We start from the raw sequence: 23,388 nt of genomic DNA, 5'->3' as shown, positions 1-23,388 counted from the left end.
CGCCGATGACCAGCAGCCGTCGCCGCCGCCCGACGCTGGACGACGTCGCGGAGGCGGTCGGGGTGTCGCGCGCCACTGTGTCGAACGCCTACAACCGGCCTGACCAGCTGTCGGCGCAGTTGCGGGAGCAGATTCTGCGGGTGGCGGGTGAACTCGGTTACCCCGGCCCGAACCCGACCGCCCGCAGCCTCGCCACGAGCCGCACCGGCGCGATCGCTTTCCTGCTGGATTCGTCGCTGTCGGCGGCCTTCTCCGACCCCGCGCTGTCGATCACCCTGGACGCGCTCGCGAAAACCGTGGAACCCACCGGGAACGCGCTGTTGCTGCTGCCCGGCCGCGAGACCCAGGAGGGCCCGCCCGCGTCGCGAGTGCTGGCCGCACAAGCGGATATCGCCGTGGCGTACTCCCTCGCCGACGGCACTCCCGCACTGGAAGCCGTGCGGACCCGGGGTTTGCCGCTGGTGGTCATCGACCAGCCGCCCCTCCCCGACACGGCCCGAGTCGGCTGCGACGACCGCGGCGGCGCTTCGTTGGCCGCCCGCCATTTAGTGGAGCTCGGCCATCGCCGCTTCGGAATCCTGGCCGCCCCGCGCCTTTCCGCGGTGACCAGCCCTTTCCACGGCACCCGCGAACGCCTCGCCGGATACCTCGACACGCTGGCCGCCGCCGGAATCACCGACGTCACCGTCACCGAGGCCCCGTGGCTCTCCGCCTCGACCGCCCGCGCCGCCGCGACGGACCTGCTGACCGCCTCCCCGCGTCCGACAGCCTTGCTGTGCATGTCGGACCAGCTGGCCTTCGCCGCGATCGCCGCCGCCCACCGGCTGGGCCTGCGGGTGCCTGCCGACGTCTCGATCGTCGGCTTCGACGACACCCCGCAAGCCGCGTGGTCTGAACCACCCCTCACCACCGTGCGGCAAGACCTGGCAGGCAAGGGCCGGGTGGCCGGAGAACTGGTGATGGACCTCCTCGCCGCCGCCCCGGTTCCGCCGCCTGTCGAACTCCCGGTCTCGCTGGCCGTCCGGGAAAGCACGGCCGCGATTTAGCAAGACCGCTCGGCGATCTGTGGACAACTAGGTCTCGTCCGGGTGACGCGAAACTACTTGTCCACAGACGTAGGAATGCGGGCAGACAAATCACGGGGAACCCGCCAAGGTGGAGACATGCCCGGTTTCCCGGGATACCCGCCGGCTCCTTCGCCCGGCATCGCTTCGATTGAGGGGGAGTTCCCACGATGTTCCGCCGTCTGCTGCCGTCCCTGCCGTTCCCCGGCCGCCGCTCCCGGCCCGCCGCCGCGTCCCGCCTGCCCGGGGTATTGCTGCTGGTCACCGCCGGTCTCCTGACCACTTCCGGCCTGGCCCAAGCCGCCCCGGCCGTTCCGCCCGCTCCCGCCTGCGGTGCGGGCGAGTTCTGCCTGTGGGACACCGAAACCTATTCCGGCGGCGTGCAGAGTTATGACCTGCGCACGGCAAATCCGGGTGATTGCATTCTCCTGCCCGAGGGATTCCAAGGCCATTCCTTCGTCAACCGGATGACCCGCGACGTCACCATCTACCAAGGAGCGGACTGTTCGACGGAAGGCGATTTCATCACCTATCCGGGCGGTGGCACGTACGTCCCGCAGTCCCCGTTCGCGGTGCGTGCCCTGAAAGTGTGGGAATAAGCCCCGCCCTCCCGAGACCGGGCCAGGCGAACGAGGCCGCTCCAGGCCGAGTCGACTCGCAGCCTTAGTGCCGCCTGTCCCGGGGGCCGCACCCCCGAGCGGCCCCAGGCCCGTGGGCGCGCAGCCCGGAACCATCGCGCCCACGGGCCCCTCGCCTCCCGCTCCCGGCCCCCGACCCGGGGGCGGGAGGCGAGGCTCCCTGTCCTCCACCGCGGCCAATGCGGTTCGGCCCCATTCGGGTGCAGGTCTGCCTTGCTCTGCGGCTGCCGCTGCTCTCAGCAGGACCGACCTGTCGCCCGGACCTGGCAGCAACGTTCGCGCTCCGACTTGACGCCAAGATTCCCGCGCGGCCCCTGACCGCAGGAGCTCGCACACCGACCTGACGTGCGCGGACGTGATGTCCGAGTTCGTGCGCGCCCCGCCTGCCGGGCCGAGGTGGTCCAGCCCCGCTCGAACACCCTGGAGACCGGCCGCAACCGCCGAACCGCCCAATCGCCCCCGCCCGGGCAGACGCCTTACATCACAAGATCGCCACAGTCTGCCCAGCCGCACCGCCCGCCCCCGAACCCCGTCCCGCCGCCCCGCTCAGGAGATCCAGGTGCGCAAGCTGCACAAACCCCAGTCCAGCCGCAGCAGCGGGCCGCTCCCCCGCGCAGTGCGTACCGGAACCGTCGCACGCTGTGGCATTCCGCCCCCGAAGACCCGCAAATCCGACGAACGGAAGCTGAAACGATTCGACGGTGTCGAACGATCGAGAGATTGGCGATGACTAAGCTGCCCATGCTGGAGGTCAGCAGCTGTCAGCCACCCGGGCCCTCGTAGCTCAGCTGGATAGAGCAAGAGCCTTCTAATCTCTAGGTCGCAGGTTCGAGTCCTGCCGGGGGCACAAACGGCCTGGTCAGGGGAATCCCTGGCCAGGCCCGGCCGAAGGCCGGAAATCAGCCGGCCCCTACCTTTGCCGGACGCGGTCGAAGCGCATCCGACGTCTCCGGCAAGGCATTGCCCCGAGTCGGCACTCCCGCCCGTCCAGAAGCACCCCGCCGCCACTCGCCATCACGACGCCTCAATCAGGTCGAACCGCACTCGTGATCTTGCCCTCAGCCAGCTCACCCACGCCAGGAATCCCCATGTCCGACCGTCCCAGTCCCAGCCGACGAACGCGGAACCGAGCAGCCCGAGTTCTCTTCGAGGAAGCGCGCCGCGCCGGGCTCGTCCAGCGACACCTCCGCAAACTCCACTATCTCGCCCGTCACCCACGATCACTGACCGCGAGCACCCCGCGACCTGCCGAGAACCAGCGCGCCGCCGAGGTGCCGGCCCCACCGACCAGAGTCCGCCGGTCACCCGGGCAACTCACCCTCGGCATCGACCTCGCCCGCCAGCCGGTAACGCCGTCGCACCGACCGTCCACAAAGACCACCGCAACGGACGAAGCCGCCTAGCCGCCAACCACATTGGGCCAGCCCGCTCCGACGACAAGAGCCAGCTTCCCCGCTCGAGCATCAGCGGAGGCGAACGCAGGTATCCGCGCTCCTCGTACCCGAAGCCGCCCAGCGCGTAACAGCACTGGATCGGGCTGGTCGAATCAGCGCATCGGGGCCACCAGAAGCCGGACGCCGCCGAGCGGAAGGCGTAACCGCTGGATCCCCTCCGGCCACGACATGGACAAGACACGCTGAGCTTCCCGCCTGAGCCCGCCCAGAGGTCGAGTGACGATCACGACGCCCCCTGGAGATGTCCGATCATCGCGGTGGCGAACTTCTTCGCGATGCTGCAGGGGTCCTTCTTGTTCGAACCCATGCTGATGTTCGGCAGGACCGAGACGGCGAGCTGGTCGGTGACGCCGACCCAGAGGGTGCAGATCCCGTTCGAGCGGCTGTCCTCGGTACCGGCGAAGACGGCCGGGTAGCCGTTGACCGTGGTGGGTTCGAAGTAGGCCTGCTTGGCCTTCTGGTCGTAGATGTCGCTGATCCCGCGCTTGTTCTGCTCGATCGGCGTGTTGTTGACGAAGTTCAGGTTGCTTCCGGAGGAAGTCCAGCGGCACCCGTTCAACACGCCGGAGCTCTTCTCGCCGGGATACTTGAGACCGACCTGTGCTGCCTCCGCGGCGTTGAGCACGCTGCACGGATCGGCGAGCAAGTCCTTGGTAGGCAGCGGGGCCGGAACCTTGGGCCCCGAGCCGCCGCTGTCGGCCGGGCTGCTGGCCGGCGGCTGAGCAGTTCCTCCGGTCCCGCCGGTCTCACCGCCGCAGGCGGAGGCGGCGAGCAAGCCGATCGTGGCGACGGCAGCGGTGGCGAGTCGGACGGTGCGGTGCGGCATCTGGTGCTCAGACTCCCTTAGCCTGCTGGTTCAACGTGTCGCGATTATCTTGCCCCACCCAGCTTCAGTGCTGCGCGGTCGCGATCCGGGCTCCTTGACGACGAGGAAGTCTCCGTGATCACCATCGAGATTGTGCCCGCCCTTCACACAAGGCGCGGCCTGCCACGCCGATATCGTCGAGACCCGCCCGAGGCTGATGAGGCCGGCGGCGGTGAAGGCGCTCTGTCCGCATGCGCCGAACCTCGAAGAACCAATTCGCGGCTGACTTGTCCGCGAGCGGAGGACCCGGACCGCCGCATCGGGCGTGGCGTGCCATCTCCGCAGGCACCTCGGCCACCGGGCAGGTCCGTCCACAGTAGACGGACGTATCCGCGGTCAGCCGCCCCTGGAACACCCACAGCCGAGTGCTGCGTCCAGTACGCACGCCGACTGGTCGCCCCGCGACGCAGTCAGTGCATGGACATTCCGCCGTCGACCGCGAGTGTCGTGCCGGTGACGTAGCCGGACGCCGGTGACGCGAGGAACAGCATCGCCGCGTCCAGTTCGTGTTGTTCTCCCATCCGGGCGAGCGGGCTCGTGGAGCGGATGAACTCCGCCAGACCCTCGCTCGGCACTTCCGCGGTCATCTCGCTCTGGAAATAGCCCGGCGCGAGCGCGTTGACGCGAATTCCCTTGCGGCCGGACCACTGCTGGGCCAGGTCGCGGGTCAGGCCGAGGAGCCCGGCCTTGCTCGCGGCGTACGCGGCTTGCGGGACATAGGATTTGATCAGCCCCAGCACGCTGGCGACGTTCACGATGCTCGACCCCGGTCCCATCGCGCGGCCGCACGCCTGGGCCATCCAGTAGGCGCCGTTCAGGTTGACGTCGATGACCTTGCGGAACTCGTCCGGTTCTTCGCGCAGCGCGGGTACCGCGGTGCCGATGCCCGCGTTGTTGACCAGCACGTCGACCTGCCCGAACTCGGCCAGCGCGGCCTCCACGAGCCGGTCGCACTGACGCGGGTCGCGCACGTCGGTCGCCACGGCCAGCGCTCGCCTGCCCCGTTCGGCCACCGCGGCGCGCGTCCGGTCGAGGAGTTCGGTCCGGCGCGCGGCGAGGACCAGGTCCGCGCCCGCGTCGGCCAACGCGAGCGCGAATCCGGCGCCCAGCCCGGAACTCGCCCCCGTGACCACCGCGACTTTGCCGTCCAGCCGGAACAGGTCCAGTACCGACATCACGCCACTCTCCTTCGCCTTCCTCGCGACGGGCGCCGCGAGCAGCTAATGTACGTTAGCCTTACACTGACGGACAACTAACGCCCTAGATCTCGCTCAGCTAATCTCAATTAGCCAGGAGGACCGCATGGCCGTCGATTTCGCGCAGGACCCCGAGGTGCTCGCTCTGGCGGACCGGACCAGGTGGCTGGTCAAGGACACCGTCCTGGACGCGGAGAAAGCGTCCAGCGGCGTCCTGACCGGCGACGAGGGCGAAGCCGTGCGCGGCAAGCTGCAACAGGCCGCCAAGGACGCCGGCGTCTTCGCGCCGCACGTGAGCGCCGAGTACGGCGGCCACGGGCTGGACATGCGCGGTCGGGCCCCGGTGTTCGAGGAAGCCGGTTACTCCCTGCTCGGGCCGCTGGCGCTCAACATCGCCGCGCCGGACGAGGGCAACATGCACATGCTGGAGCGGATCGCCTCTCCGGAGCAGCGGGAGCGGTACCTCCGCCCGCTGGCGACCGGCGCGGTCCGGTCGTGTTTCGCGATGACCGAACCGGCGCCGGGAGCGGGCGCGGATCCTGCCGCGCTGACCACCCACGCGGCGCAGGCGGCGGGCGGCTGGGTCCTCAACGGCCGCAAGTGGTTCATCACCGGCGCAGACGGTGCCGCGTACGCGATCTGCATGGCCCGGACGTCCGGCGCGCCCGGCGATCGCGGCGGCGCGACGATGTTCTTCGTCGACGCGGACAACCCCGGCATGCGAATGGTGCGCCACATCGAGACTCTCGACGAATCGCTGTACGGCGGGCATTGCGAACTCGTCTTCGACGACTGCTTCGTACCGGACGACGCCGTGCTCGGCGAGGTCGACCGGGGCTTCGAGTACGCGCAGGTGCGCCTCGGCCCGGCCCGGCTCACGCACTGCATGCGGTGGCTCGGGATCGCCCGCCGGGCACAGGACATCGCACTGGAGCGCGCCAACGAACGGCGGCTGTTCGGTTCCCGGCTGGCCGAACTGGGCATGGCGCAGCAGATGATCGCCGACAACGAGATCGACATCGCCGCGGCCCGCGCGCTGATCCTGCGCGCGTGCTGGGAAATCGACCTGGACCAGCCGTCGGCGCAATCGGTCTCGATCGCCAAGACGTTCACCGCCGAGGCGGTGTACCGGACGGTCGACCGCGCGCTGCAGCTCTGCGGTTCGCTGGGCGTTTCCGGCGATGTGCCGCTGTCCCGGTTCTTGCGGGAGGTCCGGCCGTTCCGGATCTACGACGGCCCGTCCGAGACGCACCGCTGGGCGATCGCCAAGCGCGCGGCCAAGCAGGCGAGGACGGCCGCGGATGCCTGATTCGCCCGTCGGCCTCGACGTACCCGCGCTCGAGGCATACCTGCGACGCACAGTCCCCGGCTTCACTAGCCCGGTGGAAGCGGAACTGCTGTCCGGCGGCCGTTCCAACCTCACGTATCTGCTGCGCGCGGACGCCGTGCGGTGGGTACTGCGCCGCCCGCCGTTGGGCGGCTTGACGCCGTCCGCGCACGACATGGGTCGCGAGTACCGGGTTGTCGACGCCCTGCAGAACACCGCCGTCCCCGTCGCCCGGGCGGTTGCCCTGTGCGAAGATCCAGCGGTGCTTGGTACGCCGTTCTCCATCGTGTCGCATGTGGACGGTCCGGTACTGCGCACCGCGGCCGACCTGAACCCGCTCAGCGACGCCGAACTCGCCGAAATCGCGGAGACGTTGATGACGACCATGGCCCGGCTGCACGCCGTGCCCTATGCCGAGGTCGGCCTGAGCGGGCTGGGCAGGCCAGCCGGGTATCTCCGCCGCCAGGTCGACCGCTGGGCCGACCAATGGCGACGGGTCGCGACCCGCGAACTCGACGACCTTCAGACCCTGCACGCCCGCCTCTCCGCCGCGGTGCCCGCGGAGTCCGGCGCCGCCATCGTCCACGGCGACTTCCGCATCGACAACGCCATCCTCGGCACCGGCCGCCCGGCCGAGGTACGGGCAGTCGTCGACTGGGAAATGGCCACGCTCGGCGACCCGCTAGCCGACCTGGCGCTGAGCCTCGTCTACCGCGATCCGGCGTTCGCCCCGGTCCTGCCGGGCGGTGCCGCGTCCACCGACGACCGCCTGCCGTCCTGGGAAACCCAGGCGCAGTTCTACGCACGCGAATCCGGCCGTGATCTGTCCGATCTGGACTTCCACCTGGCGCTCGGATACTTCAAGATCGCGGTGATCGCCGAAGGAATCCACGCCCGGCACCTGGCCGGCCAGACCGTCGGCGACGGGTTCGACACCGTCGGACAAGCCGTCCCCGAACTGGTCGCGGCGGGCCTGCGCGCCTTCCCGGCAGCATGAGCTCCGAAGAGCGGATCGACCAGATCCGGGACGCGGCACTCGCCCTGTTCGCCGAGCGCGGTTACCTCGCGACGACAATGGCCGACATCGGATCCGCCGTCGGGATCCGCGGCCCCAGCATCTACAAGCACGTGCCCTCGAAACAGCATCTGCTGGCCGAAATCATGACCGCCACGATGCGCGACCTGCAGACCGGCTTCGACCAGGCAACCGCAAGCACCGACGACGTAGTAGACCGCTTCCGCCGCGCGGTCGACGCCCACGTGCGCTTCCACGCCCGGCGACGGCTCGAAGCCTTTGTGGGAACGCGAGAAATCCGTAACCTGGAACCGGAACCGCATGACCAGGTGGTGGCACAGCGAACCCGCTACGAGAACGGATTCCGCGAACTGATCGAAGAAGGCGCCGCGGCTGGGGTGTTCCACACTCGCTCGCCGAAGCTGGCGTCTTACGCGGTTCTCGACATGGGCATGGGCATTTCCGTCTGGTACCGGGAGGACGGCGACCTCGCGGAGGACGCGCTGGCGTACGCGTACGACGACCACGCACTGCGTCTCGTCGGCTACCGCCAGGCTGCGGGAGACTGACGCATCAGCGCGATCGGCACTGGTCTCAACTGCTCAATTCCTTCGATCGAGCCAGTGCCGTCCGTCTGATTCGTTTCGTGCGCCCCGAGGAAGCCAGGTACTCGAGCACTTGCTGCCGAGAGGAAGAGGTCGCGGCCCGCAGTTGCAGCCACGGCGACCAGCGTTCCATCGAAGCTGGCTCCACCTGATCACCAGGCCGTGAAACGATTGCATCGAGCACCGACAGGTCCGCCATGCGCGCTCTTACGAACTCTTGTGAATTACCAACAGGAAGCGTGCTTGCCACCATCTCGCGAAGCGGCTCGGGAAGCTCCTCGATGCACTTCAAGGCAACCGAAACAGCGATTGCCTCGTCTGGCTCATGGCCTAGCGCTGAGATCAGTTGGTCGGCTCTGCCAGGAATCCGCAGGGCGGCGGAATATACGCGCCAGCGAGCATGGCCGCTTTCGAACGAGTCCCCCTCCAGCCCGGTCTCGTGCGCCAGCTTTCGCAGATCGCGCACGAAATCTTCTTCGAGCATCAGGAGCCTTCCGGAGGGCTGGGACGACGAGGGACCATACGCTCGCGGCAGCATTTCGGGGAATCGCAATATTCGGACGACCGCCGGAGTCAGAAGACCCGCGACGCTCAGCCAGGCCTACCATCTGGCACTGAGATCTGGCTCACAACTGGACCTGTCGCTGGACCTCGCCGCCCTCTTACCGTAGTTCTGGTATACCAAATTGCCTCCGGGACACCGCATCCGGAGCCGGGCAACCGACCCGGCCGCTGTCGTCCCGGCGGGTGCCGTCCCAGGCTTCAGGAGGTCTCATGCTCGGAAGTCGCTGGTCTCTCGTGATCGCTCTAGGCCTGCCCGGGCTGGCGATCTTCGTCGGCGTGCCGCTCTGCAGTCAGAGCACCGCCACCGTGTTCGGCATACCACTGGTGTTCGCGTGGCTGTTCGCTTGGCTGCCGCTGACGACGCTCTGCCTGTGGGCGTCGTGGCGGTTCTTCGATCGTGCGCAGTACCGGCGAGTGGAAGGCGGAGAAGAATGATCGCAGCGGTATTCGCCGTCGTCATGGCGTTGTCGATCGGGGTGGCGCTGGCCGCTCGCCGCGGCGGGACCGGCAAGGGCGCGGTCGCCACGCTGGTCGCCGGGAGGGCGTTGCCGAGCCGGTTGATCTTTTTCCTCGCGGTGGGTGAGATCTACAGCATCGGCACCATGCTCGGCTTCCCGGGCGGCATCTACGCCAAAGGCGCCTCCTACGGGATCTGGTTCATCGGCTACATCCTGGCGGGCTACGTCCTCGGCTACTTCCTCGCTCCGCTCGTGTGGCGCGCGGGCAAGGCGTACGACGCAGTCACCGTCGCCGACGTCATGTACGGCCACTACCGCAACCGGCTGCTGGAACGGCTCACCGCGGTCTCGTTCGTGCTGGCGCTGGTGCCGTGGGCGATCTTCCAGTTCATCGGGCTGCAGACGGTCCTCACCGGGCTGGGCATCCCGGTCACCCGCCTGGAGGCGATCGTCGGAGCGGGGGTCATCGCGTTCGTCTACGTCGCCGCGTCGGGCATGCGCTCGACCGCGTTCGTCGCGATCGTCAAAGACGTGTTCATGCTGCTGGGCATCATGCTCGCCGGCATCGCGGCGGTGATCGCGGCGAAGGGCGTGCCCGGAGTTTTCGCCGTGGTCGAAACGGCGCCGCGGCTGGCCACCGTCGGCGGCGCCGGGCTGGTCTTCGCGATGACCACGATTCTCATGCAGTCCTTGCAGTTCTACCTCACGCTGCCCGCGCAGTTCCTGTTCTCCGCGCGTTCCGAGGCCGGGGTGAAGAAGTCCGTGATCTGGATGCCGTTGTACATGCTGATGTACCCGTTGCTGGTCTTCGCCGCCTATTACGGCCTGCAGACCAGGCCCGGCCTGCACAACGCCGATTCGGTCTTTCTCGAGGTGACCCGCGAACTCGCGCCGGACTGGATCGTGGGCCTGGTCGCGGCGGGCGCCGGGCTGGCCGGGGTGCTGGTGCTGGCGGGCAACGCGCTGATGTTCAGCGGCGTGCTCACCCGCAACATCCTGCCGAAGCGCTCGCAAGCGGCCGCGCAGGGCAGGCTCAAGCCGATCATGGCGGCGTTCCTGGTCGGCACCGCGGCGCTGACGACGTTCGCGTCCTCGATCATGCTGACGTTCCTCAACCTGGCGCTGTCGCTGACCGCGCAACTGGTGCCGGCCTGGCTCGGCGTGCTGTTCTTCCGGAAGCTGCGCGCGGTCCCGCTGGCTGTCGGGCTGATCACGGGCTGCGTCACCGTGGCGTTCTTGTACTTCAGCAAGGCTCCGGTCGGCGGAGTCGTCAACAGCGGACTGATCGCGGCCGCGGTGAACGCGGCGGTCGCGGCGGGCTTGTCCGCACTCTATGCGGGCAAACCGGTCGACCACGAGATCCCGATCGTCCGCCGGGCGCGCGAAATCCTTTCGCCGGCGAGGAAACCAGCCCAGCCGGTTCCGGCGACCGGCGAACGGTGAGGCAGACATGGTTCGCATCGTGACGCGTTCGGATGTCGAGGCAGTGCTTGACCTGCGCGAGGTGATCGACGCCGTCGAGGACGCGCACCGCCAGCTCGTGCTCGGCGGAGCCACCCAGCCCGGCCGCTCGTGCGCGCCGATCCCCGGCAACGACGGGCTTCTCGTCCCGATGACGGCCACAGTGGACGGTGCCGGGGGCGTCAAGCTGCTGGCCGACCTGCCGGGAAATCCGGCGGCAGGCAGGCCGCGCCAGCAGTCGACGATCACCCTGCTCGACAGCGCGACCGGCCGCGCCGAAGCTCTGCTGGACGGTGCGGTCATCACCCGCTACCGCACTGCGGCGGCTTCAGCGGTAGCGACCAGAGCACTGTCCAATCCGGACAGCTCAGTGCTGGGCTTGATCGGGGCCGGTGCACTGGCGCGAGCGCACCTGGCGGCCATTTCCTGCGTCCGTCCGATCAGGACAGTGGTGGTCTGGAGCCGCAATCCCGCGACCGCACAGGCGTTCCGGGACGAGACAGCCGATTCCGGGTGCGAAATCCGCGTGGCGGACACCCCTGCCGAAGCAGTCCAGGCCGCCGACGTGGTGTGCACGCTCACCCCGTCAGTGGACCCGATCGTGCACGGAACCTGGCTGCGCGCGGGCCAGCATCTGAACGTGGTCGGCGCGCCGCCCCGCCCCCGCCACCGCGAAATCGACGCGGAATGCCTGCGGCGCGCCCGCGTCGTCGTGGACAGCAGGCATACCGCGTTGACCGAGTCGGGTGCCACGCTCACCGCGCTGCACGAGGGCGTCATCAGCAAGGAGCACCTGACAACTGAACTAGGAGAAGTGCTGGCGGGAGTCTGTCCTGGGCGCACTAGGGAAAGTGAGATCACCCTGTTCAACTCGGTAGGGGTGGCGGTCCAGGACATCGCTACGGCGGCGTTGGTATTGCGGCGCGTCGTAAGCAAAGGGCTCGGCGTCGAAATCGCACTGGACCGATGACGGCGCAGTGCGGCAACAAACTTCGCTGTCCACAACGATGATCCTCGGGCGGAACGCAGCTTGCGCCCGGGTCTCCTGGGCGCAAGACCTCCGCCTCAGTGATCGAGCAGATCGTCAATCCTCACGACCGGTGCTGAAACCGGCTCCGCCAACCGGTCGAGGACTGTCAGGAACGCCTCTTCCGACACCACCGGAACGCCGAGTTCACGCGCCTTGCGCGCCTTGCCCGACAGCGAGTCAGGGTCTGCCGCCACCACGACGCGAGTCTGCCGGCTGACGCTCCCGATTACTCTCACGCCTGCGGCTGCCGCCTGCGCGATGATCTCTTCGCGACCCCGCGCCATGCTCCCGGTCAACACCACCTTGTCTCCTGGTCTCAGCGCCAGCCCGCCGAGTCTGCCGCCGGAGGGCGCGGCGGAAGAGGCCGCAGCGCGTTCCTCGTCCAGGATTTGGTCCACCACCACGTGATCGAGCGCGAGAAGCGTCGCGACGGTGAGCAGGTCGTGTCGCTCCTCGTCGGTGACCACCTCGTCGGCCCATGCTTCCCGGGCAAGATCGCGCATATAGCTCAAATGCAGTGCGACCAATTCGTTGCGGCCCAGGCCGAGATCGTGCGCGAGGTCGACGAGCATGTCCCCCTCTGTCGAGGAGATGTCCCGGTCGAGCAGCGCCGCATCGAGCATGGCCAGATACGCGTCGGCGACAGGTTCCTCGTCGCGCGGCATCCGCTCTACCAGCCGTGCGAGAAAATGCGGTTCCACGTGTCCTGGTTCGCTGCGCCTCACCGCAGCCGCGGTGCCAACCGGAATCCGCGGCCAGTCCCAGAACGCGGCGCCCACCTGCGCTTCGGTGAGCGTCACCGCGTCCGGCGCACAGCGGATGAAGTACCCCAGCAGTTCGGCCGCTGCCAGTGCGTCGTCACGCGCGCTGTGCCAGGAACGTTCGGGCACGCCTGCCGCCGCGCAGCAGTCGGCCAGAGAGCGCCGAGAACCCAGGCAGATCCGGCCGGCCGCGCGCATTGTGCACAGGCCCGACGAGGATTCGAACGGCGTCTCGATGCCGAGGCGTTCGAACTCGGACCGAAGGTGCCTGGCGTCGAACGACCAGTTGTGCGCGACGGCGACTCGTCCGCGCAACCGCGCCACGAGATCGCCGGCCACCTCGCCGAACAACGGGGCGCGCCGCGCGTCGACGGCGCGGATGCCATGCACGTTCTGCGGGCCCAGATCACGCTCCGGATTGACCAAGGTCGACCATTCGCCGGTGATCGTGCCGTCCGGGCTGACGTGGACGACGGCGATCTCCGCGATCCGGTGCTGCCATCCGCCGGTGAGGATTCCGGTGGTCTCGGTGTCGATGACGGCGTAACCGTGCACGGCCTTCACAGCGGCAGCCTCGTCGCACTCGCGACCTGCACCGCGCTCAGCCAGCTCGGCGGCAAGGGTTCCACCTCGCCGTGCACCTCCCGCACATAACGACGGCGGTTCTTCGCCTTCTCAGTCTCAGCCCACACCGACGCCACCCACCTCAACGTCCGCGCGATCGTCAGCGCCTCCGACACGACAGGGTTCCCCTCAGCGGTGCGCACCCCGGCAATCCGCCGCAGCTCCTCGAAGCTGCCGACCTCAACGCCGTCCGACAGTTCGTGCACCCACTCCAGATCGGTAATCGCCTTGTTCCGCGCGCGTTCCTCTTCGACGGTGCCCGCGTACCTCCGCCGACGCTCGACGATCTCCCCGAACGCTTCGACCGGCGAGAATTCCTGGCGTTTCCACCAGCCGTTCCGCTCCGGAAGATCCGCCGCCGCGGTCAACTGCTCCAACCAGCCCGGCACTGTCTCCGGATACACGTCGGCGACAGCGCGGCGTTCGAGGAACGACAGAACGCGCCGTGCCGCCGAGCGAGCACCGAACACCTCCGAGACCGGCGAGACCCAGGCTCCCGTCAGCGCACCCACCGCGCTGACGTGCCACACGGCGAGCGACTCCACGCCGTTGTCTCCCTCGCCAATCGCGAGCACCGCAGTTCCGGGAACTTGGAACGTCGCAGCATCACTCGCCGCGACTTCGTCAGTCACCGCGTCCGTCATCGAACCTCCTCTTCCGACAACAACAGGTCGTCGCTGCGGCGAATCCGTTACACGGAGGAGTTCGCGCGAGAGTCGAAATGCAAGCGACACAATCGTTGCGAGCAGGCACAATCAGCCTCACTTGACGACCACGGAGGCAAGCACGTGCCCGGCCAGCTCATCCCCGACCGCTCACCCACGAAACCTGACGCGCCAAGCATGCCTCGCCGTGACGTGCAGGCCAGTTTCACTGACCACACCATCACCGTCTATCAGGCGTACTCACCGCAAATCGCCGACGCGGCAGTCGAAGCGCAGACGTTCGTGGCGCCGTTCAAGCGCGAGCGGATGACCTGGATCAAACCTTCGTTCCTGTGGATGATGTACCGGGCCGGGTGGGCGGCCAAACCGGGGCAGGAACGGATCCTGGAAATCCAGCTCACCCGGGACGGCTTCGAATGGGCGCTCGCGCACGCTGCCCTGAGCAGCTACGAATCCGGGACCTACGCGAGCCAGCAGCAGTGGGCTGAGCGCAAAAACGCCAGTCCGGTGCGGATTCAGTGGGATCCGGACCGATCGGTGACACTCGCTCCGCTCAACCGGCGCGCAATCCAGATCGGGCTGTCCGGCGAGGCTGTCGACCGCTATCTCGACCAGTGGATCACCAAGATCACGGACATCACCCCGTTCGCGGAGCGGGTCCACCGCCAGGTCAGCGATGGCCGTCTCGATGCTGCGCGGGAGGAACTGCCGGTCGAGCGGGTTTATCCCGTGCCCGCGCCGATTCTCGGCCTGATCGGGGCCAGCGAGCCTCAAGTCGACGAGCCCGCGTGAAGCTGTCCGCGTTGTGGCGGGAGCAGTGGCCCCAGTGCCGTCCGCTGCCCGACGGCCTGAAGCACGCCTACCCCGACCGATGGGTGCGTTTCCACAGCCTGCCTGAATCCCAGCGCTATCCCGGCACCGACGCCGAGTACGCAATCGTGCTCGGCCGCTACAACACGGTTCTGGACGAATTGTTCGGCGGGCAGGAGGTCTGGATCGTCACCGCTGACTGGTCAGGGACGTCCGAGCCCCCGGAGTTGTCCGAGCGACACGCGCTCTGGAATCCGGGTGCCCAGCATTGGACGACTGTGCGCGCGAACGAGGGTGAAACCGACCCGGAATTCATCGTCTACACCCATCTTTACGCGGGCCGCCGACGTTGGCGTACGGGGCTGGTGGACCTCCTGCTCCGCGCCGTTGCCGACGAGGTCGCCGCCCACGTGATGATCGCCAGCCTGTCGTTTGACCGCGTGCACCATCCGTACGACGGAGGTGCCGACATCCTGCTGCCCACGACCGGCGAACGCGACGAACTGAAACGTCGCCACGCCGACTGGCTTTCCGCTCACCCCTCCGGTTTCTGAGCGGCCAGCGCCGACACCATCTGGTCGTAGACCCGGGCTGCCCGGGCGTCGAGTTCCTCCGGCGGCACATCGAGGTCCCGGGCGAACGCCGTGCGGAAGATGCAGTAGCCGAAGTAGGCGGCGGCAGTCATGGCGTGCATGACTTCTCCGTCGGCGTCGGCGGGGAGGCTGCCGTCGCTCTTGTCTCGTTCCAGGGCGCGGCGGGTGAGGTCCAGCGCCGGGAACGGGGTGAGTTCGGGGTCCTCGTCGAGGGCGAGCAGCGCTTCGAGTTTGACCAGGTCCGGCTGCCGGAGCGCCCAGTGCCACATCGCTCGCCGTCGTTCAGCGAAGGGCTGTTCCCAGTGTGTGCTCGGGTCAAGGCGGTCTTGTTCGAGCATCTGGGCGATCGCCGCGCGCAACAGTGCCTGGCGGCTGCCGAAGTACACGTAGATCTGCCCGTGGTTGACGCCCGCCTCCTTGGCGACCTCGCGGAGGTTGATTCCCGCGAGCACGCCGTCGCGGCGAAGGAGTCGCAGGGCGGCGGCGAGCAGATCGGCCTTGGTCTCCTCGCGGCTGCGCCGCCGGCGTCGGGCTGGTGCGGTGCTCGGCTGCTCGGTCACGCCGTCCCCTCGTAAGTTACTCGTCAGTACGCCTTGTTGTGCCTCGGGCCACTCTATACGGTTCGTTACCAACGTTTCGTTAATAACACTTCGTTGGGAGTTGTGGTGGAAGCAGAACTGCCGTTGCGGGGCGTGCGGGTGCTGGACGTGGCGACGGTGCTGGCCGCGCCGGTGACGGCCACGTTCCTCGGCGATTTCGGCGCCGAGGTGGTGAAGGTGGAGGAACCGGGCCGCGGCGATTTCACTCGCGGCCGGGCCGCCGAGCGGGGCGGCCGGTCGTTGCAGTGGCTGCAGGAGGGCCGCAACAAGAAGTCGGTCACGGTGGATCTGCGCCAGCCCGCCGGACAGGACCTCGTGCGCCGGATGGTGCCGCACTTCGACGTCGTGATCACCAATTACCGCCCGCCGACGCTCGAGAAGTGGGGCCTCGACCCTGAAACGCTGCAGGCGCTCAATCCCCGCGCGGTGCTGGTGTACCTGACCGGCTACGGCTTGTCCGGCCCCTACCGCGACCGGGGCGCGTTCGACCGGATCGCCAGCGCCTTCGCCGGGTTGACCGACGTCAGCGGCGAACCCGGGCGGGCTCCGGTCCGGTCCGGCTACGCGGTGATCGACTACATGGGCGCGTACCTTTCCGCTTTCGCGGCGATGGTCGCCTTGTACGAGCGGGACGTCAACGGAGGCAACGGCCAGGTCGTGGATCTGGGCCTGTACGAGGCCGGGTTCCGCGCGGTCGAGGACGCGCTGCTCGACTTCTCGGCGAACGGCCGGGTGCGCCGCCGCATGGGCAACCGCAATCCGCACGTGGTGCCCGCCAGCGATTTCGACACCGCCGACGGACGGCGGATTTCCGTCCACGCCGGCACCGACCCGTTGTTCCGCCGGCTCGCCGCGGTGATCGGCCGGCCGGAACTCGCCGCCGATCCGCGGTTCGCCACCCGCGTCGCTCGCACCGAGCACGCCGACGAGCTGTACGCGATCATCGCCGGCTGGGTCGCCGAGCAGCCGGCGGACGAGGCGACACGGGTGTTCAACGACGCGGGCATCCCGTCCTCGCCGATCATGACGATCGCCGACATCGCCGAGGACGTCCACTACCGCGAGCGCGGCACCATCGTCGACGTCGAGGACCCGGAGCACGGCACCGTTTCCATGGCCGCGCCGATCCCCCGGCTCAGCGCCACCCCGGGACGCATCAACTCACTCGGGCCCAGCCTCGGCGCGCACACCGACGACGTTCTCCGCCAGCTGCTCGACCTGCGCGACGACGACCTCGCGACCCTCCGCCGCGACGGCGTCATCTGATTCCGGCAAAGGAGCCGATCATGCCTTTCGCAGCGCCGCCGTCCCCGGACGCGCCTCGGTCGATCCGCCGCCGGGCCTGGGCGGTCACCGCGCTCATCGCGGTCTTCATGGTCATCAACTTCGCGGACAAGGCGGTGCTCGGGCTCGCCGCGGTGCCGATCATGCGCGAATTGCACCTGTCCAACAGCACCTACGGCCTGCTGGCGAGCAGTTTCTACCTGCTGTTCAGCATCACCAGTCTCGCCGCCGGACTGCTGTCCGCGAAGGTCGCCAGCCGCTGGATCCTGTTCGCGCTGGCGGTGTGCTGGGCCGTCGCGCAGGTGCCGGTGCTCGCGTTCGCCGCGGTGCCGACGCTGTTCGCCAGCCGCGTCCTGCTCGGCGCCGCCGAAGGCCCGGCGTCCGGAATGAGCATGCACGCGCTGTACAAATGGTTTCCCGACGAGCGCCGCAGTTTGCCCACCGCGTTGCAGCTCACCGGCGGCTCGGCCGGCATCTTCGTCGCCGCGCCGCTGCTCACCTGGATCATCACCGATTACGGATGGCGGGCCGCGTTCGTCGTCCTCGCGGTGGTCGCCGGACTTTGGGCACTCGTGTGGCTGCCGGTCGGGCACGACGGGCCCTACGCGGCACCGACGGCGGCTGCCACGAACACCGAACCAGCACGTGTCCCGTACCGCAAATTACTGCTCAACGGCACGGTTTTCGGCGGGTTCGCCAGTGCTTTCGGCGCTTACTGGTCGCTGGCGCTCGGCTCGTCCTGGCTGCCCGCGTACCTGCAAACCGAAGCCGGATTCGGCCCGAAGACCTCGGCGACGGTGATCAGCCTGCACGCCGCGCTGAGCATCGTGCTCATCCTCACCGTCGTCCCCGCGACCGGCCGGCTCGTCCGGCGCGGGGTCTCGAGCCGGTGGGCCCGCGGTGCCACGCAAGGGATCGCGGTCGCGCTCGCCGGCGTCTGTATGGCGTTGTTCCCGCTCACGACGTCGGACGGCCTGCGCGTCGTGCTGATCATGATCGCGTTCGCGGCGGGCAGCCTCGCCTATCCGCTTGGGTACCTGACGGCAGGCGAACTCGTACCCGTCCGGCAGCGGGGCACGGTTTTCGGGCTGGCTGTCGCGATCAGCACGCTGCCCGGGATCATCGCGCCCGCGGTCACCGGCAGCCTCATCGACCACTACGGCTATCCGGCCGCTTTCGCCGTCGGAGCCGCCATCATGGTGCTGACTGGCGCTTACGCCGCTTTCGCCATCCGGCCGCAACGCGACGCCGCGCGCATCGGCCTTTCCCCAGCGCCCAACATCCGCCCAGCGACCAGCCCGGCTCAGGAGCACGCGTGACCGACCTGTCCTTCGCCACCGCGACCGAACTCGCCGCGATGATCCGCACTCGCGAACTCTCGCCGCTCGAACTCATGCGCCACACATTGGACCGCGTGGCCTCGATCAACGGCGATCTCAACGCGGTCGTGTCGCTCGACCCCCAACGCGCGCTCGACGAGGCGACGGCACTGACCGACCGGCTCGCGCACGGAGCCGATCCCGGTCCGCTCGCCGGAATTCCGATCGCGGTCAAAGACCTCGAAGACGCCGAGGGTTTCCCCACCACCCGAGGGACCAAAGCTTTCCGCGACGCTCCGCCCGCCGCCTCCGACAGCGTCCACGTCGCCCGGCTTCGCGCGGCGGGGGCCATCGTGATCGGCAAGACCAACGCTCCCCCGATGGGAGCCGCGATCGCGACCCACAACGAAGCCTTTGGCATCACCCGAAACCCGTGGAATCTCGACAAGTCGTCAGGCGGTTCGAGCGGCGGGGCCGCTGCGGCCGTCGCCGCCGGGCTGGTTTCCCTCGCCACGGCAGGCGACGGCGGCGGTTCCACCCGGATCCCCGCCGCGCTCTGCGGCATCGTCGGATTCAAGCCGACCCGCGGCCGCATTCCCCACGGCCCGGCCGCGATTCCGTCCTGGACGCAGCACAGCTGTCTCACGCCGATGACCCGCACGGTGCGCGACGCCGCGCTGCACCTGGATCTCGCCGCGGGGTTCGACCCGGCAGACCCGTACTCCCTTCCGCGTCCGGCGAAGTCCTATGTGGAGGGACTTCAGCAGCGGCCGCCTGCGTTGCGGATCGTCGTCCACCGAACCCTCGGCATCGCCGATCCCGAACCGGCGGTGCTGCACGCGGTCGACCGCGCGATCGAGGTTCTGCGAGAACTCGGCCATAACGTCGCGGAGGACGAAATCGCCCATCCGCACGCTCAAGACTTCCCGGCCGCCGTCCAGCTGCGCCAGAAAGTCCTTGCCTACCAGCGGTTCGCCGCGGTTGCCGAGGAGTTCTCCGCGCACCGCGACCGGTTCGAACCCTGGTTCGCGGACCTCCTCGACCACGGAAGTTCCGTCACCACAGCAGAACTCTCGCGCTACTGGGAATACCGCGGGCAGCTCGACCGCTGGGCCGCCGGACGCTTCGACCGCTGCGACCTGCTCCTCACCCCGACCACCCCGACCACCGCCTGGCCCGCGGAAGGCCCTGACGTCCAGCGGTGGACGATCCCGATCGCCTTCACCGCGCCGTTCAACGACACCGGCAACCCCGCGATCAGCATCCCTACCGGTCTCAGCCCGGACGGCCTGCCGTGCGCGGTCCAACTCGTCGCTCCGCACCACCGCGACGAGCTCCTGCTCCGCGTCGCGGCTGACCTGGAGCGGGTGCTCGGTGCGCCTCGCCCGGGAATAACAGCCCGGCGATAGCGTTGCGCAGCTGCATGATCAGCGTGCTCTGCTACGGCGATTCCAACACCTACGGCCAGCGTTCCGAGGAAACGGACAAGGGACGGTGGCACGCGGACCTCCGGTGGACCGGCCAGCTGGCGGCCCTCCTCGGCGGCGGATACCACGTGCTCGAGGAGGGCCTCGGCGGCCGGACCACTGACCTCGACTACCCGGCATCGATGAACCGGCCGGGCCGCAACGGACGCACCTACCTCCTGCCCGCTTTGCTGAGCCACAACCCGATCGACGTCGTCGTGCTGATGCTCGGCACCAACGATTTGAAGATCCAGTTCGGACGACCGGCAGCGGAGGTGGTCGCCGCGATCGTCGGGCTGCTGGACGACGTGGCTGCGCACGGGAGGACGGATGCCGGACGCGCGCCGGAGGTCGTGCTGGTGTCGCCGCCGCACATCGACGTGACCGCGCCGGACTTCGCGGCCGTCAACGGAGCCTTCTACGACGCGACATCGGCGGCGAAAGCGGTACAACTGGCCGGACCGCTCGCGGAACTCGCGGCGGCGCGCGGCGCGACGTTTGTCGACGCGGCCACCGTGGCGGAGACGGGAGCTGACGGGACGCACTTCAGCGTGCCCTCGCACGAACGGTTCGCCCGGGTGATCGCGGGTGAAGTGCAGCGAATCGCCGGTTGAGCGATAGTCAGACCAGCAAAACCCGCCGTCCGCGGGTATGTCCCGCCTGGCTGTCCGCATGCGCCGCCGAAGCTTCGGCCAGCGGGTAGGACTTGTCGACCGGGATGTGGAGTTTGCCGCGCTCGATCAGGTCGACGGTCTCCGCGAGGGCTTCCTTCATGTTCCCCCCTGTCCCAGCGAACCGGATACCCAGCATCGGGGCCTCCAGGTCGGCGATCGTGATCACCTTGTCCGGGTCCCCGGTCAGGTCCAGCAGGCCGCGGATCACCCCGGTGCCGTTGAGGTCGAGGGCGGCGTCGACCTGGCCGAGCTGGCGCACCCGGTCGACCCAGCCCTCGCCGTAGGTGGTCGCGATGGCGTCCAGGCCGCGCACGTAATCCTGATTCGCGGCGCTGGCCGTGCCGATCACCTTGATTCCCCGGTCCCGGGCGACCTGCAGCACCGCCGACCCGACTCCGCCCGCGGCACCGCTCACCAGCAGCGTCTGTCCAGTTTGGACACCCACCAGCCGGAGGACGCGGAGCGCGGTCTCGACCACTGACGGGTATCCGGCCGCTTCGGCGAAGGTCAGCCCGGACGGCAACGGCGCCCAGGAATTCAGCACGGCGAACTCGGCGTAGGTATTCGAGCCTCGGCCCAGCACCGGGTCCCCGACCGCGACGCCGGTGACGCCTTCGCCGATCTCGTCGACCACACCGGAGGCGTCCTGGCCGACGCCGGAGGGCAGTTCGATCGGGCGGATCCGCTGGAACTGGCCCTCGCGAGTGCGCCAATCGTGCGGGTTCACGCCGGCCGCCCGCACGGCGACGCGGATCTGGCCGGGTCCGGCGTGCGGTTCGGGGACTTCGTCCAGCTCAAGGACTTCGGGGCCGCCATAGGCGGCGAAGCGCACTGCTTTCATGCCGCCAACTTAACAACAACGGTTAGTGTTTTGCAACGGTTAGTGTTACAGTCGATCGCAAGGACCCCGGACGGAGCGGATCCGTCCGGGGCACCCCCAGCATTTCCTTACGCGGCGGCGAAAGCCCGCTCCAGCCGCGGCAGGTAGTCCACCAGGTCCTGTCCCCAGCAGCCGGCCGTGTGCTTGCCTTGGCAGTTCGGTCCCCAGGTCTTGCCGTTGCCGTAGTCCACGGCGTAGTAAGGGTGTCCGGCCTTGTCCAGCGCCGCCTTCAGGTTCTGCTGGGCGGCCTCGGTGACCGACTCGGCGAACGCCGGTTCGTCGAGCAGCACGTTGATCGGGTTGCCGTTGCCGGACCCGGTGTAGAGCGAAACGCCGACGCCGGCGAGTTTCCCGGCGTTCACGACCGGGCCGTGGGACAGCGCCGCGGACATGTCGCCCGCCTCGTTGAGCGAGCCGAACGCGGAATCGGTCGGCACCGCAGGGCCGAACCCGCTGCCGCCGGCGCCCTCGCCGGAGCCCGACGTGCCCGACATGGCGAACCCGACGTTGGACAACGTGCCGCGGATCGCCGTGCGGACCCAGTACAGGTTGAAGTCGATCGCGCCGGACAGCGAAACGGTCTGGGAGAACAACTCCGGACGGTCCTCGGCGTAGTGCAGCGCACCGAACCCGCCCATGGACAGCCCGCCGACCGCCCGGCCCGATTTGGCCGCGACGGTGCGGAGGTTGGCGTCGATGAACGGGATCACCTGGTCGAGATGGAAGGTTTCCCACTTCTGCGCCCCGGCCGCGGTGTCCTGGCGCACCCAGTCGGTGTACCAGCCGCGGAGCCCGCCGTCCGGGATCACGGTGATCATCTTCTGGCTGGCCAGCATCGCGGGATAGGCCAGATACGGGTTGCTCGGATCGTCGCCGACGCCGTGCAGGAAGTAGAACACCGGGTAGCGCGTGGTGGTGTCGGCGTAGTAGCTGCTCGGGACGATGACGCGGATGTGGTGCTGTCCCGCGACCGCCGGGGTCGTCACGGTGAGGACGAAGTTGGTGGGGGTGCCTTGCGCGGTCCCGACCTGGGTGAGGCCGAAGCCGTCGGTCAAGGTCGGCAGGGCGGGGGTGTCGGCGTGCGCGGCGGGGCTGGTGAAGGCCAGCATCGCGGCCGCGGCGGACACCAGTGCGCGCTTGAGCAACAGTCTCATGGTCACTTTCCCTGGTCGCGGGGTCACGGGTTCTGGGTCACGTGGAAACCGGCGCCATAGGTGCCGGGGTGCGCGGCGTCGCGGGCGCGCAGGTCGGCGAGGATGTTCGCCGAACTGGTGTAGACGTACTGCGGGACGCCGAGGATGATCGCCTTGGTGATGCCCGCCCACGGGCCGGCCGCCTGGAAGTTGTTGCCCTGTCCGGGATATTCGGTGCCGGGCACGTGCCAGATCGCCGGGCCGCCGGAGTCGTTCGCCTGGTGCTTGGCCCAGGACTGGTAGACGCCGTTGGCGTTGCTGGTGACGCGGCCGTACCAGACGCCGAGCTGACCCGACACCACGAGTTCGTTGGTGTTGTTCAGCGCGGCGCCGAGGAGGCGTTCGTTGTTCAGCGACGGGTTGAGCGCGTTCGGGCTGGGCTGCCCGTCGGGGACTTCCAGTTCGCCGGTCTGCTTCAGGTACGGCCCTTGCGAGGACGGCGTCACCGACGGCACCAGCTCGATGATCATGTAGTCCTTGGTCGGGTGGCCCGTCATCGAGCCCTCGCGGTTCTTGAAGTACCGCACGTAGCCGATCGGGCCGAACCCGGTGTCGTTGCGGTCGTAGACCGGTGCGATGTTCTCCGGGATGTCCCGGTCGGAGTAGTGCTGCCCGGGGGCGTCCACCAGGCAGTGCCCCGCGGACACGGCGATCTTCCGGTCGTACTTGTCGGTGCCGACCGCGCCGATCGTGCAGAAGTGATCGGGGGTGCTGAGGTCGAACAGGATCTGCATCGAGTTGAAGACCCGTTTGGCGGGTTCGGCCGAGGCGCCGGCCGCCCCGGTGACCACGAGGACGACCGCCGCGATCGCGGCGAGGAAACGTCGGGTGCGCACGCACGCT

Annotated in this window: 23 protein-coding genes and 1 tRNA gene; 15 read left to right on the top strand and 9 right to left on the bottom strand. The window is 68.7% G+C overall.

Going from position 1 to position 23,388, the window contains the following annotated elements:
* The first annotated feature begins 5 nt into the window (after nt 1-5).
* The 3 genes from EIZ44_RS16635 to EIZ44_RS16625 all read left to right on the top strand — a co-directional run bounded on the left by EIZ44_RS16635 (nt 6) and on the right by EIZ44_RS16625 (nt 2,549).
* Entirely contained in the window at nt 6-1,046 is a 1,041-nt protein-coding gene (locus EIZ44_RS16635; RefSeq protein ID WP_134729557.1) for a LacI family DNA-binding transcriptional regulator, read from the top strand.
* Between the two features lie 188 nt (nt 1,047-1,234).
* Complete coding sequence (locus EIZ44_RS16630; protein WP_205673175.1) at nt 1,235-1,663, top strand: peptidase inhibitor family I36 protein; 429 nt, start codon at nt 1,235-1,237, stop codon at nt 1,661-1,663.
* A gap of 812 nt (nt 1,664-2,475) precedes the next feature.
* Nucleotides 2,476-2,549: transfer RNA gene (locus EIZ44_RS16625), tRNA-Arg, on the top strand.
* A gap of 830 nt (nt 2,550-3,379) precedes the next feature.
* Here EIZ44_RS16625 and EIZ44_RS16620 read toward each other — a convergent pair.
* Together EIZ44_RS16620 and EIZ44_RS16615 are read right to left on the bottom strand one after the other, a co-directional pair.
* The gene (locus EIZ44_RS16620; RefSeq protein WP_043831439.1) at nt 3,380-3,982 is read right to left on the bottom strand and encodes a DUF3558 domain-containing protein; all 603 of its coding nucleotides are present in this window, start codon (nt 3,980-3,982) and stop codon (nt 3,380-3,382) included.
* Between the two features lie 449 nt (nt 3,983-4,431).
* The gene (locus tag EIZ44_RS16615) at nt 4,432-5,196 is read right to left on the bottom strand and encodes an SDR family NAD(P)-dependent oxidoreductase (RefSeq protein ID WP_205673174.1); all 765 of its coding nucleotides are present in this window, start codon (nt 5,194-5,196) and stop codon (nt 4,432-4,434) included.
* 127 nt (nt 5,197-5,323) lie between these two features.
* Here EIZ44_RS16615 and EIZ44_RS16610 point away from each other — a divergent pair, with 127 nt between their 5' ends.
* The 3 genes from EIZ44_RS16610 to EIZ44_RS16600 are packed head-to-tail and all read left to right on the top strand — an operon-like array spanning nt 5,324 to nt 8,128.
* Complete coding sequence (locus EIZ44_RS16610) at nt 5,324-6,526, top strand: acyl-CoA dehydrogenase family protein (protein WP_134729553.1); 1,203 nt, start codon at nt 5,324-5,326, stop codon at nt 6,524-6,526.
* The gene (locus EIZ44_RS16605; protein ID WP_134729551.1) at nt 6,519-7,541 is read left to right on the top strand and encodes a phosphotransferase family protein; all 1,023 of its coding nucleotides are present in this window, start codon (nt 6,519-6,521) and stop codon (nt 7,539-7,541) included. The genes EIZ44_RS16610 and EIZ44_RS16605 overlap by 8 nt, the downstream gene beginning before the upstream one ends.
* The gene (locus tag EIZ44_RS16600; RefSeq protein ID WP_037814086.1) at nt 7,538-8,128 is read left to right on the top strand and encodes a TetR/AcrR family transcriptional regulator; all 591 of its coding nucleotides are present in this window, start codon (nt 7,538-7,540) and stop codon (nt 8,126-8,128) included. Before EIZ44_RS16605 ends, EIZ44_RS16600 begins: the two co-directional genes overlap by 4 nt.
* A gap of 25 nt (nt 8,129-8,153) precedes the next feature.
* Here EIZ44_RS16600 and EIZ44_RS16595 read toward each other — a convergent pair whose 3' ends face one another.
* Complete coding sequence (locus tag EIZ44_RS16595; protein ID WP_134729549.1) at nt 8,154-8,648, bottom strand: hypothetical protein; 495 nt, start codon at nt 8,646-8,648, stop codon at nt 8,154-8,156.
* Nucleotides 8,649-8,938: 290 nt separating this feature from the next.
* Here EIZ44_RS16595 and EIZ44_RS16590 point away from each other — a divergent pair, with 290 nt between their 5' ends.
* Genes EIZ44_RS16590 through EIZ44_RS16580 form a run of 3 tightly spaced genes read left to right on the top strand, consistent with a single transcriptional unit; the run spans nt 8,939 to nt 11,617 of the window.
* Entirely contained in the window at nt 8,939-9,163 is a 225-nt protein-coding gene (locus EIZ44_RS16590) for a DUF3311 domain-containing protein (RefSeq protein ID WP_037814089.1), read from the top strand.
* On the top strand, nt 9,160-10,629 hold the full coding sequence (locus EIZ44_RS16585) for a sodium:solute symporter family protein (protein ID WP_134729547.1): 1,470 nt from the start codon (nt 9,160-9,162) through the stop codon (nt 10,627-10,629). Before EIZ44_RS16590 ends, EIZ44_RS16585 begins: the two co-directional genes overlap by 4 nt.
* Before the next feature lie 19 nt (nt 10,630-10,648).
* A complete protein-coding gene (locus EIZ44_RS16580) occupies nt 10,649-11,617 on the top strand; it encodes an ornithine cyclodeaminase family protein (protein ID WP_205673173.1) in 969 nt (322 codons plus the stop codon).
* Nucleotides 11,618-11,712: 95 nt separating this feature from the next.
* On the opposite strand, the gene EIZ44_RS16575 is transcribed toward EIZ44_RS16580, so the two are convergent.
* Together EIZ44_RS16575 and EIZ44_RS16570 are read right to left on the bottom strand one after the other, a co-directional pair.
* The gene (locus EIZ44_RS16575) at nt 11,713-12,993 is read right to left on the bottom strand and encodes an exonuclease domain-containing protein (protein ID WP_240691329.1); all 1,281 of its coding nucleotides are present in this window, start codon (nt 12,991-12,993) and stop codon (nt 11,713-11,715) included.
* A gap of 5 nt (nt 12,994-12,998) precedes the next feature.
* The gene (locus EIZ44_RS16570) at nt 12,999-13,706 is read right to left on the bottom strand and encodes a DUF6218 family protein (protein ID WP_134729541.1); all 708 of its coding nucleotides are present in this window, start codon (nt 13,704-13,706) and stop codon (nt 12,999-13,001) included.
* A gap of 144 nt (nt 13,707-13,850) precedes the next feature.
* Between EIZ44_RS16570 and EIZ44_RS16565 the strand changes: the two genes are divergently transcribed.
* Nucleotides 13,851-14,519, top strand: coding sequence for a DUF4291 domain-containing protein (locus EIZ44_RS16565; RefSeq protein ID WP_439098601.1), 669 nt, complete (start codon nt 13,851-13,853; stop codon nt 14,517-14,519).
* On the top strand, nt 14,516-15,091 hold the full coding sequence (locus tag EIZ44_RS16560; protein ID WP_134729540.1) for a DUF3885 domain-containing protein: 576 nt from the start codon (nt 14,516-14,518) through the stop codon (nt 15,089-15,091). The genes EIZ44_RS16565 and EIZ44_RS16560 overlap by 4 nt, the downstream gene beginning before the upstream one ends.
* Here the strand turns inward: EIZ44_RS16560 and EIZ44_RS16555 are convergent.
* Complete coding sequence (locus EIZ44_RS16555) at nt 15,073-15,690, bottom strand: TetR/AcrR family transcriptional regulator (RefSeq protein WP_167754158.1); 618 nt, start codon at nt 15,688-15,690, stop codon at nt 15,073-15,075. The genes EIZ44_RS16560 and EIZ44_RS16555 overlap by 19 nt on opposite strands.
* Nucleotides 15,691-15,795: 105 nt before the next feature.
* Between EIZ44_RS16555 and EIZ44_RS16550 the strand changes: the two genes are divergently transcribed.
* The 4 genes from EIZ44_RS16550 to EIZ44_RS16535 are packed head-to-tail and all read left to right on the top strand — an operon-like array spanning nt 15,796 to nt 20,412.
* Nucleotides 15,796-16,995, top strand: coding sequence for a CaiB/BaiF CoA transferase family protein (locus EIZ44_RS16550; RefSeq protein ID WP_167754157.1), 1,200 nt, complete (start codon nt 15,796-15,798; stop codon nt 16,993-16,995).
* A 20-nt stretch (nt 16,996-17,015) separates the two neighbouring features.
* Nucleotides 17,016-18,332, top strand: coding sequence for an MFS transporter (locus EIZ44_RS16545; RefSeq protein ID WP_134729536.1), 1,317 nt, complete (start codon nt 17,016-17,018; stop codon nt 18,330-18,332).
* The gene (locus tag EIZ44_RS16540; RefSeq protein WP_134729534.1) at nt 18,329-19,741 is read left to right on the top strand and encodes an amidase; all 1,413 of its coding nucleotides are present in this window, start codon (nt 18,329-18,331) and stop codon (nt 19,739-19,741) included. Before EIZ44_RS16545 ends, EIZ44_RS16540 begins: the two co-directional genes overlap by 4 nt.
* A gap of 14 nt (nt 19,742-19,755) precedes the next feature.
* Nucleotides 19,756-20,412, top strand: coding sequence for a GDSL-type esterase/lipase family protein (locus EIZ44_RS16535; RefSeq protein WP_134729533.1), 657 nt, complete (start codon nt 19,756-19,758; stop codon nt 20,410-20,412).
* 7 nt (nt 20,413-20,419) lie between these two features.
* On the opposite strand, the gene EIZ44_RS16530 is transcribed toward EIZ44_RS16535, so the two are convergent.
* The 3 genes from EIZ44_RS16530 to EIZ44_RS16520 all read right to left on the bottom strand — a co-directional run bounded on the left by EIZ44_RS16530 (nt 20,420) and on the right by EIZ44_RS16520 (nt 23,381).
* The gene (locus EIZ44_RS16530; protein WP_134729531.1) at nt 20,420-21,313 is read right to left on the bottom strand and encodes an NADP-dependent oxidoreductase; all 894 of its coding nucleotides are present in this window, start codon (nt 21,311-21,313) and stop codon (nt 20,420-20,422) included.
* Nucleotides 21,314-21,420: 107 nt separating this feature from the next.
* Complete coding sequence (locus tag EIZ44_RS16525; RefSeq protein ID WP_134729529.1) at nt 21,421-22,506, bottom strand: alpha/beta hydrolase; 1,086 nt, start codon at nt 22,504-22,506, stop codon at nt 21,421-21,423.
* A 23-nt stretch (nt 22,507-22,529) separates the two neighbouring features.
* Nucleotides 22,530-23,381, bottom strand: a complete 852-nt coding sequence (locus EIZ44_RS16520; RefSeq protein ID WP_134729526.1) for a hypothetical protein — start codon at nt 23,379-23,381, stop codon at nt 22,530-22,532.
* Nucleotides 23,382-23,388: the final 7 nt, after the last annotated feature.

This window comes from Amycolatopsis nivea (assembly GCF_004522235.1).
Taxonomy (GTDB): Bacteria; Actinomycetota; Actinomycetes; order Mycobacteriales; family Pseudonocardiaceae; genus Amycolatopsis; species Amycolatopsis nivea.
This window is presented reverse-complemented; position numbering and strand designations above follow the sequence as displayed.